We start from the raw sequence: 19252 nt of genomic DNA, 5'->3' as shown, positions 1-19252 counted from the left end.
AGTCATAAAGAAGAGATGAATAAATTGAGATTTACAGATTATACAGATGGCAGAGGTAATCGGGAGAGCCTCCACTGTCTATCCTCCCTCGACAATTCCTCCCTATAGCTTGCCATAACAAAAAACGCCCCAACTGAAACGGGGCGTTTTTGTTACTGACGGTCGGACATTCTGCATTTCCGTTTATGGCGTTCGATTCATGAGGATCGATTCCTCTGAAGCGCTTGCCCCGGTAAAAAAACATTCTGTTCATCTTATCGTCAATTAGGTTCCCTACTCTAGGTCTTATCATTACCCTAATACCGCATTCCTTCGGGAAATTCGTACCACATACGGGCCGGATCCGTTTGGTACATGAGGTCTCTTTGTGCTCCAACACTAACCAACGACCATTGAAGAGACCTTTTCCTTTCTTGCCTGCTGCGCGCATAATTATCAGTTTTCACTTCACATTATTGAGCAAAAATCGATCTTCAGCCCAATTTCGACACAAACTTTTGCACCCCGGGCACTGTGTTGATGAATATCTCACCACCACAACGGCATGATTGTTCAAAAAACCAACCACCCAATGAGATCGAATGCATATTTTTGCTTACACACCATTATGCTGATGTTGCATAGTTATTTTCCCTGTACGCCTTGTGACCGTTTTCACATTTCATTAGATATCAAACCCTTACCCTTAGCGCGTCTGAAGACGGAATACTCATGCAGAAGGAATTAACATGAACAGCAGTAAGCCCCGCAAGAGCCCTCTGGCTATCGCCCTCCTCGCCCTGACCGTACTGGCCGGTTGTAATGACGACACCACCATCGTTGAGCAACCCAAACAAACCGAAAAACCATCAGAGCAGCTACGGACGGTTATGAGCCAATACCAGTCCGCCATGGCCACGCTCGACAGCACCACGTTTGGGCAGGTCAATGACCAGATGGCCGGCTCCAGGCTGGCGGTCGATCGCCAGTATCTGGATAAACTCATGCAGATTGAGCGCAGTGCACTGTCTGACGAAGACAAAATCTATTACGACACATTTCTGTTCGACCGTAACATTGCGATTCGTGGCGCAGCATATCCGAATACCCGCTTCGGTAATTTCGCCATTCCGATCACCCACTTTTATAACTACATAGACTGGAATGCGAGCCACGCAGGCAGCACACAAGACACCCCGGAAGACTACCAGAAACATATTCAGGTCATCCGAGAGTACACCGCCTGGATCGATAACCTCTATTCTCAATACTCTCTGGCGATTGTCGACGAAGCCCGCCTGCCAACAATCCTGACCCAACGTCTGATAGACAGTACCAAAGATGCGTTAGCCGTAGGCACGGATAATTACGGCCTGCTCAAACGCGGGCTGAATGACATGTTGGCGCATGCCGATCAATACAGTGACGAAACCCTCGCCGAATACACAAAAGTCGTGGACGATGCCGAGCTGGCAACCACCCGTCTGGTTGATTTTCTGCAAAGTGACTACCTGACCGGCGCTCGGGGTGAAGGGAAAGTGACTGACACCAACATAGGCTGGGGTGCGTTGCCGAACGGCCAAGCCTGGTACCAGTGGCAGCTGGACAGAAACAGTACCACCGGTAAACCCGCCACCGAACTTCACCAGCTGGGCGAAGATTTGGTCGCCGATGCAAAAGCTGAAATGGAGCGGGTAGCACAACTGGTGATCGACAAGCGTGGCACCAGCATCAAAGCCAAATGGCGAAACGACAGCACTGTTGAAGAGCGGACATTTGTCCTGGCCGATGCCGAAGGCAACATAAACCTGAATGAGTTCTTCGATTACCTCAACAGCGAACAATTCTTCTACGGCCGTGATGGCCGCACTATCGCGAATACCCCGTATGCCGCGCTGTGTGCGGCGGCCTCCAGCCTGACAGCCTGTGAAGCGGCACTGGTGGATTACAATATTTTCAAAACCGACGCTAACGATGTAGTGGCAAAATACTTCAAGCCGATCAAAACCGATTACACCATAGTGCCGGTTCCGGCCAACCGGGAAAAATATGACGGCGTGGCGTCCTACGGCGGAAACGAATTTAACCTGAATACCCATCCGGATTACAGCCTGCAAAAATGGAATGTCTCCACCCTGCTACTGCACGAAGCTGCGCCGGGCCACCACTTCCAGAACGCTTATGCCACTGAATACCCACCTGCCGACAAGCCGGAATACATTCAGGGAGTCTGGTACACTGCCTATGCTGAAGGCTGGGCTCTGTACACAGAATGGCTGGGCCTGGAGATGGGCATTTACGGCGAGCTCAACAGCGACGGCAAGCCTACCTTCGTCAATGCCACCGGGATGTGTAAATCCGATCTTGATTACGCTACGTTCCAGGGCGGGGTCTACACCGATGCCGAAGAATGTAATGCCCTACAATACTTCGGCAGCCTGAACGAAGCCCAGCTGCGTAATATGCGTCTGGCGGTAGATACCGGCATTCATGCCAAAGGCTGGAGCATCAAGCAAGCACAAGACTACATGAACCAGAACTCCGCGTTAGGCGATGGTGACATTGAGTCTGAAAGCTTCCGTTATGCCGCGTATGTCGGTCAGGCTGTGTCTTACAAGTCAGGTTATCTGGTAATCAAAGAGATGCTAGCCAAAGCACAAGCCAAGCTGGGCAACCAGTTCGACTGGGCCACTTTCCACGACCAGCTTCTGAAATACGGTGACCAGCCAATGGAAGTCGTTGAAACCAGCATTGAAAACTGGCTCAAAGCGCAACAGTAATCCAAATCCCGGCACAACCGCTCGGTTGTGCCGGAAACTTGTTTGTTCCCGATCCAACTTCCCCATTTCCCCCCTGTTGCCCGTCCGGCTTTCCATGTAAAAATACGCCTTTCGTTGTGATCATCAGCAGGAAGCACATGCTACGTATTAACAGTAAGGAGCGCCCGTACTGGCGCGAGCAAGCCAAAGAATTCGGTTTTGGGTTCCATACCATGTACGGCGAACCTTACTGGGATGAGTCCGCCTATTACCAGTTCACCCTGGAACAGATTGAGCGTGATCTGGAAGAGCCGACAGAAGAGATTCACCAGATGTGCCTGGAGGTGGTCGATAGCGTGGTCGCAGACGACTACTGGCTGCAAAAATTCCAGATCCCGGAAACCATGTGGCAACCGGTGTTGGATTCATGGAAAAGCCGCGAACCGTCGCTCTACTCCCGACTGGATTTTGCCTACGACGGCAACGGCCCGGCTAAGTTGTATGAAAATAATGCAGATACTCCAACCTCGCTGTACGAAACCGGATTCTGGCAGTGGTTGTGGCTGGAAGACATGGTGAACAGCGGCGCGATTCGCCGAGACGCCGACCAGTTTAACCTGCTGCAGGAACTGATGATGGCCCGTTTTGTCGAGCTGGCCCGTCAGCAGCCGGGGCAGACGCTGCATTTTGCCTGTTGCAAAGAGACCGAGGAAGATCGCGGGACGGTGCAGTACATGGAAGACTGTGCCAAAGAGGCCGGGTTATCAACCGCTTTCGTCTTCATGGAGGATATCGGTCTGAACAGCAAACAGGAGTTTACCGATTTACAGGACAGACCAATCCGCTGGATGTTCAAGCTCTATCCGTGGGAATTCATGTTCCGAGAAGAATATGCCGCCAATCTGACAAAGGCCAAAGTGAACTGGCTCGAGCCAATGTGGAAATCCCTCATCAGCAACAAAGCCCTGCTGCCGCTGCTGTGGCAGAAATTCAAAGGGCACCCGAACCTGCTGCCGGCTTATTTCCCGGATGATCGCCACCTCAGCGAGCTGGGCGATTATGTCATCAAGCCGATTTTTTCCCGCGAAGGTGCCAACATCAGCATTGTCGAACAGGGCCGTCAGACCCTGCGGGTAGAAGGCCCGTATGGCGACGAAGGGATGATCTATCAGGCCTATCATCCTTTGCCGAAATTTAACGGCAGCTATACCCTGATTGGCAGTTGGCTGATCAATGACAAAGCGGGTGGGATTTCCATTCGTGAAGACCAATCACGGGTCACGCAGGATTTGTCGCGCTATCTGCCCCACGTCATTTTGTAAAGATTCATGCTGCCAGTGGCTATCGGCAGCATGTGGCTTTCAGCCGCCTGATCCAACGTTACAAACCTCGCTGCCACTCTTCACGGAGTGGCATGCAGTCAGGATGGGTCAGAGCCAGACTGACCTGCTGTAACATGCGCGCTTTGTCTCGTCCCAAAATGCCTTTCAGTACCAGATAGTTGGATGCATGATCGGAACGAAACACCGTTTTTTCCAATTCCAAATGTTCAAGCAGCCAAGCCATTTCCTGAAACAATTCCGGCTGGGTCAGCAGCCGAAATTGCCCGTCAAAATTGCACGCGAAACGTTCAGTTCCCAATGGAAATGACACCACCAGCGTTGATAGATAATCCGGCTGAGCAGCGTTCATCAGTCGTGCTGAGGCTAATGCATGCTGGCGACTTAACGCAGGGCCAGCAAGGCCATTGAGAATCATCACCGAGCTTTTCATGCCTGCGGCTTTGATTTTTTCCAGCGCTGCCAGAGACGAGGAAAACGTCTCGCCTTTCTCAATTTTAGCCAGCACCTCATCGTCACCGCTTTCACAGCCGACATACATCAGACTTAGCCCAAGATCACGCAACTGAGAGAGCTGCGCTGGCGTCTTGTTAGTCAAATTACGGGGCAGACAGTAGCTGGCAATGCGCTGAACGGTCGGCAGGTAGTGATTAATCAAAGAGCAAATGTGCTGCAACCGTGCAAACGGCAGGGTCATTGCATCACCGTCCGCCAGAAACACTCTGGTTACCCGGGCCCCTGACGCTGCGATCAGCTGCAACTCCCGCTCAATATCGTCAGGTTTTTTCGGCCGGAATTTCTTCTGCGGCTGAGTATACATATCGCAGAAGGTGCAGTGGTTATAGCTGCAGCCGTTTGTCACCTGCAAAATCAGTGATTTCCATTCTGAGGGAGGTCGAAAGACCGGTTCAATATAATTCAGCATGCTGTTCTTCCTTGTTGTGGTTCCGTGTTGTGGTATTTCTTTGTCACTGTTCCCTGCCATTCGGTCTGCCACTGGTTCATGATTGTTGCCTTAATGTGATTTTATGAACGTGGTGCCTGGCTTCGGTTTCCTGACTATCATGACTTCTCAGGACACACACCATCGCCCCTACCGCAATGAAAAACGACGCACAATTAAAGCAACTGTCTGAAACCACTCTGCTATTCTTATTGATAATAATATTCTTAATGAGCAGTCAAGCGACAACCAAGTTACGCCTTGTGTCGTCATCAGCACTGCCTCACACGTATCGCGTGATGTCGTCTCGTGTCATCACAATGCGCCATCACGATCCTGTCATCAAACGTGATTCAGCAAACATTCAGCGACAAAATCGTGATAATCGGAACAATTTACCAACAATTTGACTGATTCAGCTCCTACACAGCTGTTTTGCCTTATAAAAGGGGCTTTCGCTAATCCGCTTTCCATTCGATTAACGGCTTTCCCATGAAAATTAAAACTATAAAGTGCCATTATCATCTGGCCGGAATCAGCCTCTTCGCCGCTGCGCTACCCGTTGATGCTGCCGAGCTGGCCAACACAGAAATCGACTACGGCCCACTGAAAACCTACGCTCAGTCGCCGCTGCAGTCCAACAGCCTGACACCGCTCGTGCGTAGTGGCTTCAGTTATCAGCCCGACACTGTGGAGCTGTTTGCCACCGCGACCATCGCCAGTGTGTGGGCAGAAACCGACGATTACCGGGCCGACTATTACCAGAATGCCTTATCGGTCGGAGGATACTGGCAGCTGAATGATCGCTGGGCCATGGAGCTGGGGTACACCTGGCGTTTTGCCGCCGACAACCATCTCGATAACCTGACCAAAGCATTCCATGATATTTTCGGCCTCGGCCAGAACGGCCGGGACACGGTCGATGACCATTCTTTTGACATCTCCGTTCCGCAGTACGGCGTCGAAATTCATGACTTCGAAGGGGAAACCATGAGTAACGCCTTCAGTTTTTATACCAGTTATCAGCTGCTGGAAAATACGCACCATGGCCTCTCTGTTGGTGGCACTCTGTATTACAACTATGTCGGTAGTGGCCCTTTTAAAGTCAGTAATTTTGAACAGGGCATACAGGCCAATTACAGCTACCGCAATGGCAGACATCGGGTTTACACCCTGCTTGGCATGACCTATCGCCATAGTGACGAAGTTTTATCCGGGATCAAATACAACAAGTTCGCATTGTCCGGCGGCGTCAGTTACCAATATGTCCTGAGTCCCAAACATCGCCTGCTCACCGAACTGCATGTTTATGAAGGCGCCTCGGATGCCACCTCAGATCTCAGTGAGCCGTCCACCGAGGTCTTGCTCGGCTACCGTTATCACACCAAGCATGGCGCGATAGAAGTGTCCATGGTTGAAAATATGTTTAACATGGACAACAGTACCGACATCGCTTTTTCTCTGGGCTATCGTCATCAACTGTAAGGGCAAAAAATGGCCCTTATTCTGCCGTGTCTCAGTGCTCCGTCACGGCATAGATTTACATTGTAAATACGCCGCCGTCCCGATCTCTTTATCACGCTGTTCAAAACGCTCGATCAGATAGTCAATGAACACCCGCAGCCGTTTGGGCAACAGTTTACGCTGCGGGTAAACAAGACTGACTGGGACAGCAGGCATATTCCAATCGGGCAGCAGACACACCAGCTTACCGGATGCGAAGTGCTCACGGCAGATGAATTCCGGCAAAATCGCCACTCCTAACCCGTCCAGACAAGCACTCAGTGATGACGTAATCGTGTTCACCCGCAGCTTATAGGGTAAGTCGATGATAATGGTATTGCCGTTGTCTTCCATCAGGTGCCAATTTGGCAGCTTCACAGCTTTGTTATACACCTTCACCTGATGGTGCGGCGGCTTGAGATCAGCCGGAGTCTGAATTTGACCGTATTGCTCCAGATAAGCCGGGCTGGCCGCCAAAACCCTCACCGATTCAGTCAGCTGCCGAGAAACCAGAGTGGAGTCATCCATTTCGCCGACCTGGGCATACAGGTCAATCCCCTCACCGATGATATCCACTTCCCGGTTTGTCAGCTCGAGATGAACCAGTACATTGGGATAGAGCTTAATAAAATCATTGATAAACTGCCCCATCACCTGATGACCCAGTTCAACCGGCATCACGACGTTAAGCCGGCCACGGATCAAATCCTGATTCGCGGTCACTTCCAGCTCAGCCTGACTCATAATTTCAAGCATTTGCACGCATGACTGATAAAAACGTTCACCTTCCGGGGTCAACACCAAGCTACGGGTCGACCGCGTGATCAGACGTACGCCAAGGTGTTGCTCAAGATCCGCCACTTTTCGACTGACGGTAGATTTAGTGAGATCCAGCATATCGGCGGCCTGGGTGAAGCTCCCGCCTTCCACGACCTGGGCAAAAATTGCGACGCTGTTCAGATCCATATTGGTCTCGCCATAGTGATTATTCAGATTCCTGCAACAGTGTTTCCCTTTCTTCTTATCTTACCAACCAATCAATTCGTTTACACTTTGTAACACTTTTATGCTTAACCACGTTCTATATCAATGAGGTATCAATGGCAGACCAATCCGCCATCGCGAACAACACTTCCGCCCTGCCCACAGCGGCACGATCAAAGAAAAAGAAAGCACCGCTGATCGCGACCCTCGTTATGCTGGCGCTCGGCGCTGCCGGGGGCGGTTACTGGCTGGGCTACGGGCAGTATTTTGAGTCCACCGATAATGCCTATCTTCAGGGAGACATCACGACACTCAGTCCGAAAGTCACCGGCTACATCACCCGCTCTCTGGTTGCAGACAACCAGCAGGTTAAAGCCGGGGCGCTGCTGGCCACCATAGATGATCGTGATTATGTCGCGGCACTCGATAAGGCCACCGCCAATCTGGCGGTCACGCAGGCGGCCGTGGACAACCTGCTGGCACAACAGCAGCTACAGCATACGAAAATCCGTCAGGCCGCCAGCAAAGTTGCCTCCGCGCAGGCCGAATTCGAGCGCGCCCAGCAACAGGTTTCCCGCACCCGCAGCCTGCTTGAACGCCACTACTCGTCGCAAGATGAACTCGACAGCATGCTGGCACATGAAAAAGTGACCCGGGCAGAGCTCAACGAAGAAAAAGCCGGCTATCAGGCCGAAAGTGATCAGCTCACCGTTCTGGCCAGCCAAATCAACCAAGCTAAAGCCGCCGTCACCGAAGCCCGCGCCCAGGTTGAAAGGGCACAATTGGATCTGGATTACACCAAGGTTTATGCCCCGGTAGACGGTATTGTCGGCAAACGCAGCCTACGGGTCGGCCTGTATGTCCAGCCAGGCATGCCGCTGCTGAGTCTGGTGCCTACCTCCGATATCTGGATTGAGGCTAACTTCAAGGAAACTCAGCTCAACGGTATTCATCAGGGGCAGAAAGTCACCATTGAGCTGGATGCCTTTCCGAATCAGCCCCTGGAAGGGGTTGTCGACAGTTTTTCTCCGGCTACTGGCGCCAAATTTGCTTTGTTGCCGCCGGAGAATGCGACCGGCAACTTCACCAAAATTGTTCAGCGGGTGCCGGTCAAAATCACCATCCCGAATCAAAAAGCGCTGACAGGCCGGCTAATCCCGGGGCTGTCTGTTGTTGCCACCGTTGATACCCGAGGCTGACCATGAGTGCCGTTACTGTCGCCCCTGACAGCCTGGCTACATCCACCAGCACATCAGTGCCCCGTCGTCACTGGATCGCGTTGTTCGGCGGGCTACTTGGGGCATTTATGGCGATTCTGGATATCCAGATCACCAACTCCTCACTGAAAGACATTCAGGGGGCGCTTTCTGCTACCCTGGATGAAAGTTCGTGGATCTCGACGTCCTATCTGGTGGCGGAAATGATTGCGATCCCGCTCAGTGGCTGGCTCTCTCGCTCTCTGGGTAAACGACGCTACCTCACCTGGACGACTGCGATCTTTACCCTGTCATCTTTCCTCTGTTCCATGTCATGGAATCTGGGCTCGATGATCACCTTTCGGGCGATGCAGGGGTTCAGTGGCGGTGCCCTGATCCCGCTGGCATTTTCACTGGTGGTCCAGTTGCTGCCCATCCATAAACGGGCCGTCGGGATGGCCCTGTTTGGCATCACCGCCACCTTTGCGCCGGCAGTCGGCCCGACGTTCGGTGGCTGGCTGACGGAAAATCTGTCCTGGCATTACATTTTTTACATCAATATTCCGCCGGCCATTCTAGTGATCAGCATGATACGGTACGGGCTGGATCAGGAGCCACTGAACCTCAGCACCCTGCTCAAAGCAGACTGGATCGGGATTCTGACCATGGGGCTTGGGCTCGGCTGTTTGGAAGTGATGCTTGAAGAAGGAAATCGGGAAGAATGGTTCAGCTCCGGTTTTATTGTCACTCTGAGCATCATCGCTGCGGTTAGTCTGGTCTATTTCGTGATCAATGAGTTACAGCACAAGCAACCGCTGGTGAACCTGCGCCTGCTCCGGCAGGGGCAATTTGCGATGTCATGCCTGGCCTACCTGATCCTTGGCATGGCACTGTTTGGATCCATTTATGTCCTGCCGTTGTACCTGACGCAGATTCAGCAATACAACGCCATGGAAATCGGCAAGGTGCTGATGTGGATGGGCTTCCCCCAGCTGATCTTTTTCCCGATTGTGCCCAAACTGACTCGCGTCATCAAACCCAAGAATCTGGTCACTTTTGGCTTCGCCATGTATGGCCTGAGCTGCTACGTCAACACTCACATGAGTGCTGATTTCGGCGGCGATCAATTGATCCTGTCAATGTTGCTTCGCGCCGTAGGCAGTCCGTTCATTATGGTACCATTGTCACTGGTTGCGATGAAAAACATCAGCAAGGCCGACACTCCTGACGCCTCAACGCTGACCAATGTCATGCGTAATCTGGGTGGCGCGTTCAGTATTGCGTTTATTGCGACCCTGCTGGACAACAAAGCCCGCGAACATCTCGCGCACATCAAAGAGTCACTGCCTGCGGTCAGCACCAATGCTTGGCAACAGCTGTTGCAGCAAAGTGAGTTTTTTGTCCGAACCGGCAGTGACGGCGGTACGGCCCTGATGCAGGCGCAGTCGGCGCTGGCCGCTGCCATGCAGCGTGATGCCACGATTATGGCCTATAACGACGTATTCCTGATGATGACCGCGTTCCTGGCCTTGGCCGCTGCGATTATTTTTTGCATGAAAGACTAGCGAAACCACACTACCCAGCTTGGTTACCTACTGCAGGGGTGGGCACAGGAAAAACACGCCAACAATGTAAGGGAGTCAGTGCCGCGTAAGGGCAAAGTTAGACCTGATTCACAGGGAGCTCCGGCTCCCTGTTTGCATCAAGGCGAATTATTATTAAGCTATATGATTCCGCGAAGAGCCATCAGAAACACAAGCTGATCTGCTGAAACCGGTCGCCGGACAAAGGACAAGAATCATGGACACAACGACGTATTCTCCACACCCACCATCTCTGACCATTGCGCAGCTGGGTAACCCGATTCTGCGAGAACATGCTCGCGCATTAAGCACCGCCCAGTATCGAGACATGGCTCCTTTTTTTAAGGCATTAGAGCAAAAAATGTTGGCCCACAACGGCGTCGGCATTGCCGCCCCTCAGGTCAGTGAATCGGTCCGGGCCTTTATCGTGGCCTCCCGTCCGAACGCCCGTTATCCGTATGCGCCACTGATGTCACCGACGCTGATGCTAAATCCCGAACTTATCTGGACAAGCGATGACATGGAAAAAGACTGGGAAGGTTGCCTGAGTATTCCGGGAATGCGGGCCAGGGTTAACCGCCACACGTCTATCGAGGTGCGCTACCTCACCCTCACTGGCGAAGAGGTCAGCACCCGAATGGAAGGCTTTATCGCCCGTATCTTCCAGCATGAATTGGATCACTTGAACGGCATTGTTTTTCTCGACCGCGCCGACAAAGCTGACTATGCCACAGAAGCTGAATTCCTAAAACTGATGCAGAAGGCGTGAACCAAGCAGCAAAACTTTCGCGGGCGCCTTTCATCTAGTGCAACCGTCGTAAGCATCAAACACCCCCCTGCTTCCGTCAATCCTCGGTCATTACCGGCTCGAACATGGGTCGGTTCACACTGCCCTCTGAATCACGACGTCAGACGGCAGCCAAAGAGCACTTTGCCTATACTCACAACAGACGCATTTAACGTCATCACTTTACAGGAGAGACTGTTTTACCAGGCAGGAGGGACAATTGCTGAATTATCATGTACATGTATTCCGAAATGCACTAACGGCTATCATAGATACCCAATCACACCGGCTCTGCCATGAACCACGCTGGCCAGAACTGAACGCCTTCCCTTTAGGATCCTGCGATCTGGCAAACAACATGCTGGCGCTTTACCTGCGTGAGCAAGGCTACAATCCTAAAATCATCTGGTGTCGCAATGATCTGGCTGACTACCCGGAAATCCTTAGTCATGTCTGGGTCGAAGTAGACGATAAGTTTGTTGATATCACCATCAGCCAGTTTCCTCGCCTCATTCGGGAGCGGGTGCATATCGTCAATAAATTCGATCCCGGCATTCTCAATGACATTTATTTCCATTGTAGAGGCCGCAACCAAACCGCCTCAGGCTCCGAATACCCGTCACAACAGCAGACACAGACGACGCGCCGCAGACAATTTGAAGAGCGGGATGTGGACTTGCGCAATGCGCTGGGTAATGGGGAGGCGATTTATCAGGCCGTCCGTGAGCGAGTCACGTTGTTGGAACCGTAACACACCGACACTCAAAGCACCTGAGATTAAAGCATCTGAGATTAAAGCACCTGAATGAAATTCAAGCATCTGAGAGCAAGTCACCTGAAATCAAAATACCTAGGCTCAAATCACTTACGATCAAAACAAAAAACTGCCTGCGCGGCCGTTTTTTGCGAAAGAGTAAGAGATAAACAAATGATAAAAACAGACGAGACGCTTAATCCTGCTCAGGTTTACGGGGCGATGTAACGTCAGGTACCGCAAAGCTATCGCCTTGTTCGGTCTGCCAACCTGACCAGTTGCTGTCCCAGTTAGCCGTTGATGACTGACTATTTGAAGTATGTGTTCGCTTACCGGGTTTATCTTGCTTTTCCTGACGATGTAGTTCCGTACTGTGGGGATCCGCGATTGGCCCAGATTTATCTATGGCATCGTTTTTATTTACTTCAGCTTTCGTAGCACCGGCGTATTCACCTCCGCCTGTCGTTGTTTCTGCTTTCACCAAACCAGAGTCGTCCGGCTCCACAGCCTGCTCACTGCTTAAATCGCCGGCAGCCAGCCTTGCCAGGTTTTCTTCATCCGGGCGATATCCCTCCCGGCCATACACCTGATCCAGCAAGTTAATAATGCCATGTGGTTTTACATTTCCCTGGCGCATTACCCGATATATGGTATTTGCCACATTCTGCACCCCGACAATCGCGTCAACACCGATGTACTGCACCACGGTATCGCGCAAAACTTTGGCGTCGCGATTACCTCCGGCATAGGCGAGAGACAGCCAGATGTAAGCAACCGCTTTATCGGTTTCCCCGCCTTCTCCCAACATTTTAGCCACCAGATACTGCGCTTCGGTATCCCCCTGCTCAGCCGCTCGTTCCAGCCAGTACACCGCCCGCAGCCGGTTTTTCGCGACAGCAATACCAGCCTGGTAGCAATAAGCCGTTTTGATACAGGCTTTTTTATCCCCCAGCAGCGCCGCACGCAACCGCCAGAGAAATGCTTCCTCAGGTTTCTTTTGGGATGTGGTATCAGCCAGGTACCAGTCTCCAAGTAACAACATCGCAGGTAAGTAATCACTTTCAGCGGCAGCAGTTATGTTCGCTATTCCGGCGTCTTCATCAACATCCGTACCGTAGCCACGTAGCTGGAAACTGCCCAGCTCAAATTTGGCGATCGGATCATTGTGTTTGGCTTTGACCACTTGTGTCCAATACGCCGACTTCGCTTCCCCCTGGGGATCGTTACTGTCGCTGCTACACAGTCTCGCCAGCGCGTTCTGCGCTATATCATTGTCCAGCAACGCCGCTTTGGTGTACCACTGCAATGCCTCGCGAATATTGGTGAGTTCGTATTCCTTGGCCAGCGACAACTGGCTAGGCACATGACCGGTCTGCGCCTTAAAGATTTTTTCTTCACGTTCCGCCAGCCTGGCTTTTTCCAACACCAGACGGTATTTTTCCTCTTTAAGCCGTTTCTCAATGGCCGCTTTTTTATCATTCTCTTTGGCCACAAAGTACCGGTAGATCACCCACCCAAGCAGCCCGCCAGCCACACTCAGGCCAATCAGAAGGTTATCCATAGTCCCTCAACTGCACTTTTCTTGATATTTAAGTTATTAGTCCGTTTATCGGCCAATGTGAACAAAACTGGAGGAAATTTCCGGGTTCTGTGCCTATTGCCCTCTCTCTGAGACTGACGATTAATTGCAGCTAAATCAACTACCCACAGGATTGAGTGCTAAATTAAATGAAGCGCTAAATATTACGCAATGCGTCTATGACTTAAACATCATCCTCACCTATCACTCTGATTATAAGGAGCAAGGATGTTTCTCGACTATTTTGCCCTGGGTATGCTGTTTTTTGTGGCGTTTGTACTCTTCTACGGCATTATCGCGATTCACGATATTCCGTATGAAATCGCCAAGAAACGTAATCATCCGCATCAGGATGCGATCCATTATGCAGGCTGGGTCAGCCTGTTCACCCTTCATGTCCTGTGGCCGTTTTTGTGGATTTGGGCCACGCTGTGGCGAGAGGACCGGGGATGGGGTTTCACCCAGATTCAGAATGAACAAAACGAGCTGCATCATGAAGTCCTGCAGCTCAGCCAAAAAGTGGAGCAACTGAGCGAGAAACTAACGGAGCTGGAGCACCGCCACGCCCATCATTCCCCTTCGGCCAGTTCTGGTAATCCACCGCCACGACCACAGAAACCACAACAGGGAGATGAGCGCTAATGGATTTATTACTCATCCTGTCATACGTCGCGCTTTGTGTGGCGATTTTTAAAATCTTCAAGATTCCACTCAACAAATGGACCGTCCCCACTGCCGCCTTGGGTGGCATCCTGCTGATAGGTACCTTGATTCTGCTAATGAACTACAACCATCCGCATACCAATCTTGGCGGGCAGTTTTTTGTTACGACCCCATCGTCCCGGTCGTTACAGGCAAGGTGACAGAAGTGCCGGTAACTCCCAACACCCTGATCCACAAGGGCGATATTCTTTTCAAAATCGATGCCACTACCTATCAGGCCGAAGTGAACCTGCAACGAGCAGCACTGGCTGAAGCCAAGCAGAATGTATTAGGGTTGGAGGCTTCATTTAAAGCTGCCCAAGCCACAACCGCCAAAGCGATCGCAGAGCGGGATCGCACCTACGAGCAGTTCAAGCGCTATGAAAAAGGCTTCAAACGTGGTGCCTTTACCGCCGCGGAAGTGGATAACCGGCGCCAGTTCTTTCTCAGCGCCGAAGCAACGCTTGACGCGGCACGGGCGGAAGAGCGCCGGGCTAAGCTGGCGTATGAATCCGAAATTATGGGAGAAAATACCAGTATCGCCAAAGTCCGTGCCCAACTGATACAAGCTGAGTTTAACCTGGCCGAAACGGTGGTCCGGGCTCCGACTGACGGCTATGTCACGCAGGTAGCGTTGCGCCCCGGAATGATGGCTGTCCCCCTTCCGCTGCGCCCGGTGATGACCTTTATTCACAAAGAAGACCAGTACTTCGTCGGGGCTTTCCGGCAGAATTCCCTGATGCGCCTGCGGCCGGGCTTCAAAGCGGATTTCATTTTCCGGGCACTGCCGGGGCAAACGTTCCAGGGTGAAGTGGTCGAGGTGCTGCCTGCTATCGGCGAAAGCCAAATCCAGGCATCCGGCGTGCTGTATGGCAGCGATCGTCTGCTCAATCAGGGACGACCTCTGGTTAAGCTGATCATCACGGATGACATATCCTCCTATCATCTGCCGCAGGGAGCAAACGTCGAGATTGCGGTGTATTCCGACAGTTTCGAACATGTTTCCATCATGCGAAAAGTGCTGATACGCATGAAGAGTTGGCAAAACTACCTGTTCCTTGATCACTGATCCGAGCTGGGCATGCGCCTGCTACTGATTCTGGCACCGAACACTCCCTCCGTTTGGTGCCTGTTTCTCCCTCCTTTCATTCTTGCCTCGTTCGATGACACAAATTTCAGTGACTCATGTTGGGTTTGGCTCTCTCCTGTTTGTCAGCCATTTATCCGCCGGCAACCTGCCTGAACGCACAATTTACTGCTTTTCTGCACCAACCGGCGAAGCGGCGTATATGCTTTATTTATCAAGATGTAATTACGTTCGATGATGATTCGGACAGGCAGGGAATGAAGCATGCTGTCAATTTTCGATATTTTCAAAGTGGGGGTTGGTCCCTCCAGTTCACACACCAACGGGCCTATGCTGGCCGGCTTTGATTTCAGCCAGAAAGCCCTTCCGTTATTGGATGTTATCAGCCGGGTACAGGTGAATCTGTACGGTTCATTGTCACTCACCGGCAGAGGGCACCACACCGACAGGGCCACGATGTTAGGGTTGATGGGTAATCAGCCGGATACCATCGACATTGCAACGGCCAGTCAGGCACTCAGTGATGCCAGAACAACGCGAAGCCTCTCTCTCGCCGGACAACACACCGTGCCCTTTGATGAGCAAATCGATTTGCTTTTTCATCAGGAAAATCTGCCGCTGCATGAGAACGGCATGACGATCACCGCGTTTAACGCGGCTGGTGAGCAAATCCTGCTGGAAACCTATTACTCTATCGGCGGAGGATTTATCGCAACCGCCGACGAACTGCAAAACGGCATCAGCAGCAGCCAGGTTAAGGTGCCCTATCCATTCCACAGTGCGGATGATTTACTGACCCTCAGCGAGAAAGAAGGGATCAGCCTGGGGGCCATGATTCAGCGCAATGAGCTGGCCTTTCGCACTCAGCAGGCATTTGATGCCAAAACCCTGCAGGTCTGGGAGGTCATGACCAACTGCATGGAACAAGGGTTTGAAACAGAAGGCGTGCTGGAAGGAGGATTGCATGTGGTGCGGCGAGCCCCCGCATTGCTGAAAAAACTGGTCTCAAGTCAGGGCATTGATAATGACCCGATGACGGTCCTTGACTGGGTAAACCTGTTTGCATTTGCCGTCAGCGAAGAAAACGCGGCGGGTGGCCAGGTTGTAACTTCACCGACCAATGGGGCGGCGGGGGTGATCCCGGCAGTCCTGATGTACTACAACCAGTTTATTTGTGAACTTGAACTGAAACAACTGCGGGAGTTTCTCGCCGTCTCAGCCGCCATCGGAATGCTCTATAAAATGAATGCCTCAATTTCCGGTGCTGAGGTTGGGTGTCAGGGCGAAATCGGCGTGTCATCGTCTATGGCGGCTGCCGGCCTGACGGCCATTCGTGGCGGCAGTAACGAGCAAATCTGCATGGCGGCAGAAATTGCGATGGAGCATTCGCTGGGCATGACTTGCGACCCGATTGGCGGACTCGTGCAAATCCCCTGCATTGAGCGAAATGCCATGGGTGCTGTCAAAGCCATTAACGCCTCGCGCATGGCTCTGAAACGCAACAGCAAGTCTCGGATTTCCCTCGACAAAGTCATTGAGACGATGTACCAGACCGGGAAAGACATGAACAAGAAATACCGGGAAACGTCATTGGGCGGACTGGCAATGATCCACCTGGCTCCACCTTGTGAATAATCGGCCTCATATCAATCGTCCCCGAACAAAAACAGCACATAAAAAAAGCCACTGCAAATGCAGTGGCTTCTTTGTATTACCCTCAGGCCGAATTACTTAAATTCCACCAGATTCTTTTCGTAAGTGTCGAACTGGGCTTTGACTTTCTGCGGTGCACCGCCGGTTGCTTTACTGAAAGCAACGATAGCCACACTCGCCAGGATGAAACCAGGGACGATTTCATACAGGTCAAAAATACCACCGCTCAGCTGTTTCCAGATCACCACCGTCAGGGCACCGGTAATGATACCAGCCAGAGCACCATGACGGTTCATGTCTTTCCAGAACAGGCTAATCAGCAATGCAGGACCAAATGCCGCACCGAAGCCAGCCCAGGCATAAGACACCAGACCCAGCACTGTGCTGTCCGGGTTCATCGCCAGTACCAGGGCAATGATAGACAGTACGATAACCGCAACCCGACCAACCATAACGATCTCATCAGACGACGCGTCTGGACGGAAAACTTGTTTGTAGAAGTCTTCTGCCAGCGCCGATGACGATACCAGCAGTTGCGAATCCGCTGTACTCATGATTGCCGCCAGAATCGCGGCCAGCAGGATACCCGCCATCACAGGGTGGAAAATTGAGTTAACCAGCAGCATAAAGATACGCTCGCCGTCATCCAGGCTGCCTGCCAGTTGGTTATCAACATACAGAATACCTACTAGGCCAACCAGAATCGCACCGGCCATTGACAGAGCCGTCCAGCCCACCGCAATACGACGCGCCGTACTGATATCGGCATTGCTGCGTGTCGCTTTAAAACGCGCCAGGATATGCGGCTGACCGAAGTAGCCCAGACCCCATGCTGCCAGCGAGATAATCGCAATGGCAGACAACGGCTGGCCTTTCACGTCATTAAACAGCGTCATCAGTTCTGGGTTTTTCGCTGACAGCGAATCCGCCAGATCAACTGGCCCACCTGACATAGCCGCAATGGGTACGATCATCAGTGCCGCGGCCATCAGCAGCCCCTGCACCAGGTCAGTCCAGGATACCGCCAGGAAACCACCAAACAGGGTGTAAGACACCACACACACTGTACCGACAATAACCGCAATCGAGTAGTCCAGACCGAATACGGTCTCAAACAATTTACCACCTGCAACCAAACCAGAACTGGTGTAGAAAAGGAAGAACATCAGAATAAAGAACGCTGAGATGGTTTGAATCAGTTTGGAGTTGTCATCGAAGCGACGTGCCAGGAACTCAGGCATCGTCAATGCGTTCTCCGTCGTAATACTGTAAGTACGCAGACGTTTCGCACATATTAGCCAGTTCAGATATGTTCCCAGGAGAAGACCACCAGCCAGCCACAGCGATTCCAGACCCGCCGCAAAGGCATAACCCGGAAGACCCAGCAGCAGCCACCCACTCATATCTGATGCACCTGCCGACAGAGCCGCAGGCCACGGTCCCAGTGTACGGCCACCCAGGAAGTAATCTGCGGAGTTCGAGGTACGTTTGTACGCCACGTAACCGATGAGCAACATGGCAATCAGGTACGCGATAAACGTGCCGGTAATAGCGAAGCTATTTTCTATCATTATTGAGTTCCCTCACTTTGAGCCCCTGTCCATAGCAGGGGCTTTTTGCTTATTTGCTGTTGTGCAGCACACTGCTGTTACCAACGGGGGTCAGAAAAACAACCTTCCCTAAACCCCGTTGAGCAGTTATGGATTAATGTTCTTCACCGCTCCCCAACTCCAGCAGAGTCGCGTTACCGCCTACTGCCGTAATATTGATGGTTCGTGTCCGCTCGGTCACAAAGCGCAGTGAATACGTTGGACTGCCAATCACCGGCAACTGCGCGTAATCAGATTCACTGATCAGTTGCGCTAATTGTCCGTCACGGGCAGCAAGTTGGCGCGCAAGCACCATAGTGGTTGACGGTGAACCGGCGTACACAACGCCCGCTACCGCCGGATGACTGACCAGCTCAGACAGCTGGTCACTGTCAATGGCAGTGATAACACCACCAACACAGCCGCAGTGTTCCAGCTGTGTGACGACTTCTTTAGCCGACAGGGCAAAGCCCGCCGGGAAACATGCCAGTACGGTGTTACCGGTCAGCAGCGCAGTAGCCAACTGACCCAGTACCGCGACCAGCGGTGCATCATTGTCAGCCGTAACCACAAATACACCACGGCCAGCACAGTAAAGCTCGTTGGTTTCCCCCGTTGGCCCCGGCATCAGTTCCGTTTTAGCAACATGTTCCTCAGCATTACGGCACTGATACTCCACCATTGCGCGGCCTTCCGCCGGCAATTGCTCTGTCCAGCGACGCAGGATATCGATACGGGTTTCAAACCCCAGGTTGTTCCACCCTTCCCAAGCTGCCGAGCTGTTTTTTACTAACGTCGCAATAGTCATGATCAC

General features: G+C 52.1%; 14 protein-coding genes and 1 pseudogene. 10 read left to right on the top strand and 5 right to left on the bottom strand.

Features of this window, described 5'->3' with window-relative positions; all coding sequences use genetic code 11:
* Positions 1-728 precede the first annotated feature (728 nt).
* Both C9I92_RS06915 and C9I92_RS06910 read left to right on the top strand, forming a co-directional pair.
* A complete protein-coding gene (locus C9I92_RS06915; RefSeq protein ID WP_047884959.1) occupies positions 729-2759 on the top strand; it encodes a DUF885 domain-containing protein in 2031 nt (676 codons plus the stop codon).
* 137 nt (positions 2760-2896) lie between these two features.
* Positions 2897-4060: a glutathionylspermidine synthase family protein gene (locus tag C9I92_RS06910; protein ID WP_047884960.1), complete on the top strand. Its 1164-nt coding sequence runs from the start codon at positions 2897-2899 to the stop codon at positions 4058-4060.
* A gap of 58 nt (positions 4061-4118) precedes the next feature.
* Here C9I92_RS06910 and C9I92_RS06905 read toward each other — a convergent pair whose 3' ends face one another.
* On the bottom strand, positions 4119-5003 hold the full coding sequence (locus C9I92_RS06905; RefSeq protein ID WP_047884961.1) for a radical SAM protein: 885 nt from the start codon (positions 5001-5003) through the stop codon (positions 4119-4121).
* A 510-nt stretch (positions 5004-5513) separates the two neighbouring features.
* Here C9I92_RS06905 and C9I92_RS06900 point away from each other — a divergent pair.
* Entirely contained in the window at positions 5514-6506 is a 993-nt protein-coding gene (locus C9I92_RS06900; protein ID WP_047884962.1) for a DUF3187 family protein, read from the top strand.
* A 42-nt stretch (positions 6507-6548) separates the two neighbouring features.
* Here the strand turns inward: C9I92_RS06900 and C9I92_RS06895 are convergent, their stop codons facing one another.
* Positions 6549-7490 carry a LysR family transcriptional regulator gene (locus C9I92_RS06895; protein WP_047884963.1) on the bottom strand — a complete coding sequence of 314 codons (942 nt, stop codon included), beginning with the start codon at positions 7488-7490 and terminating at the stop codon, positions 6549-6551.
* A 134-nt stretch (positions 7491-7624) separates the two neighbouring features.
* Between C9I92_RS06895 and C9I92_RS06890 the strand changes: the two genes are divergently transcribed.
* The 4 genes from C9I92_RS06890 (at position 7625) to C9I92_RS06875 (ending at position 11825) form a co-directional block, all read left to right on the top strand.
* Positions 7625-8707: an HlyD family secretion protein gene (locus C9I92_RS06890; RefSeq protein ID WP_047884964.1), complete on the top strand. Its 1083-nt coding sequence runs from the start codon at positions 7625-7627 to the stop codon at positions 8705-8707.
* Positions 8708-8709: 2 nt separating this feature from the next.
* A complete protein-coding gene (locus C9I92_RS06885; RefSeq protein WP_047884965.1) occupies positions 8710-10269 on the top strand; it encodes a DHA2 family efflux MFS transporter permease subunit in 1560 nt (519 codons plus the stop codon).
* 235 nt (positions 10270-10504) lie between these two features.
* The gene (gene def / locus C9I92_RS06880; protein ID WP_047884966.1) at positions 10505-11056 is read left to right on the top strand and encodes a peptide deformylase; all 552 of its coding nucleotides are present in this window, start codon (positions 10505-10507) and stop codon (positions 11054-11056) included.
* A 238-nt stretch (positions 11057-11294) separates the two neighbouring features.
* Positions 11295-11825: a hypothetical protein gene (locus C9I92_RS06875; protein WP_146149669.1), complete on the top strand. Its 531-nt coding sequence runs from the start codon at positions 11295-11297 to the stop codon at positions 11823-11825.
* A 199-nt stretch (positions 11826-12024) separates the two neighbouring features.
* Here the strand turns inward: C9I92_RS06875 and C9I92_RS06870 are convergent, their stop codons facing one another.
* Positions 12025-13389: a tetratricopeptide repeat protein gene (locus C9I92_RS06870; RefSeq protein WP_053061800.1), complete on the bottom strand. Its 1365-nt coding sequence runs from the start codon at positions 13387-13389 to the stop codon at positions 12025-12027.
* Between the two features lie 246 nt (positions 13390-13635).
* Here C9I92_RS06870 and C9I92_RS06865 point away from each other — a divergent pair, with 246 nt between their 5' ends.
* From C9I92_RS06865 to C9I92_RS06855, 3 genes and pseudogenes are all read left to right on the top strand, one after another.
* Positions 13636-14049, top strand: coding sequence for a DUF3302 domain-containing protein (locus C9I92_RS06865; RefSeq protein ID WP_047884967.1), 414 nt, complete (start codon positions 13636-13638; stop codon positions 14047-14049).
* Positions 14049-15178: pseudogene (locus C9I92_RS06860) on the top strand (HlyD family secretion protein). Before C9I92_RS06865 ends, C9I92_RS06860 begins: the two are co-directional and overlap by 1 nt.
* A 282-nt stretch (positions 15179-15460) precedes the next feature.
* A complete protein-coding gene (locus tag C9I92_RS06855) occupies positions 15461-16831 on the top strand; it encodes an L-serine ammonia-lyase (protein ID WP_047884968.1) in 1371 nt (456 codons plus the stop codon).
* Between the two features lie 92 nt (positions 16832-16923).
* Here the strand turns inward: C9I92_RS06855 and putP are convergent, their stop codons facing one another.
* Positions 16924-18420 carry a sodium/proline symporter PutP gene (gene putP, locus C9I92_RS06850; RefSeq protein ID WP_047884969.1) on the bottom strand — a complete coding sequence of 499 codons (1497 nt, stop codon included), beginning with the start codon at positions 18418-18420 and terminating at the stop codon, positions 16924-16926.
* Positions 18421-18553: 133 nt separating this feature from the next.
* The gene (locus C9I92_RS06845) at positions 18554-19246 is read right to left on the bottom strand and encodes an aldehyde dehydrogenase family protein (RefSeq protein ID WP_047884970.1); all 693 of its coding nucleotides are present in this window, start codon (positions 19244-19246) and stop codon (positions 18554-18556) included.
* Positions 19247-19252: the final 6 nt, after the last annotated feature.

Origin of the sequence: Photobacterium ganghwense (assembly GCF_003025595.1) — a bacterium.
In the GTDB taxonomy this organism is placed as follows: domain Bacteria; phylum Pseudomonadota; class Gammaproteobacteria; order Enterobacterales; family Vibrionaceae; genus Photobacterium; species Photobacterium ganghwense.
Note: the sequence above shows the minus strand (reverse complement) of the source record. Positions and strands in the feature narration are given on the sequence as shown.

Bases quoted from the DNA above. Each gene is read 5' to 3' on its own strand.
- C9I92_RS06855 (WP_047884968.1), top strand. From the start codon at position 15,461: ATGCTGTCAATTTTCGATATTTTCAAAGTGGGGGTTGGTCCCTCCAGT.
- C9I92_RS06900 (WP_047884962.1), top strand. From the start codon at position 5,514: ATGAAAATTAAAACTATAAAGTGCCATTATCATCTGGCCGGAATCAGC.
- C9I92_RS06905 (WP_047884961.1), bottom strand. From the start codon at position 5,003: ATGCTGAATTATATTGAACCGGTCTTTCGACCTCCCTCAGAATGGAAA.
- C9I92_RS06885 (WP_047884965.1), top strand. From the start codon at position 8,710: ATGAGTGCCGTTACTGTCGCCCCTGACAGCCTGGCTACATCCACCAGC.
- putP (WP_047884969.1), bottom strand. From the start codon at position 18,420: ATGATAGAAAATAGCTTCGCTATTACCGGCACGTTTATCGCGTACCTG.
- C9I92_RS06895 (WP_047884963.1), bottom strand. From the start codon at position 7,490: ATGGATCTGAACAGCGTCGCAATTTTTGCCCAGGTCGTGGAAGGCGGG.
- def (WP_047884966.1), top strand. From the start codon at position 10,505: ATGGACACAACGACGTATTCTCCACACCCACCATCTCTGACCATTGCG.
- C9I92_RS06845 (WP_047884970.1), bottom strand. From the start codon at position 19,246: ATGACTATTGCGACGTTAGTAAAAAACAGCTCGGCAGCTTGGGAAGGG.
- C9I92_RS06865 (WP_047884967.1), top strand. From the start codon at position 13,636: ATGTTTCTCGACTATTTTGCCCTGGGTATGCTGTTTTTTGTGGCGTTT.
- C9I92_RS06915 (WP_047884959.1), top strand. From the start codon at position 729: ATGAACAGCAGTAAGCCCCGCAAGAGCCCTCTGGCTATCGCCCTCCTC.
- C9I92_RS06910 (WP_047884960.1), top strand. From the start codon at position 2,897: ATGCTACGTATTAACAGTAAGGAGCGCCCGTACTGGCGCGAGCAAGCC.
- C9I92_RS06870 (WP_053061800.1), bottom strand. From the start codon at position 13,389: ATGGATAACCTTCTGATTGGCCTGAGTGTGGCTGGCGGGCTGCTTGGG.
- C9I92_RS06890 (WP_047884964.1), top strand. From the start codon at position 7,625: ATGGCAGACCAATCCGCCATCGCGAACAACACTTCCGCCCTGCCCACA.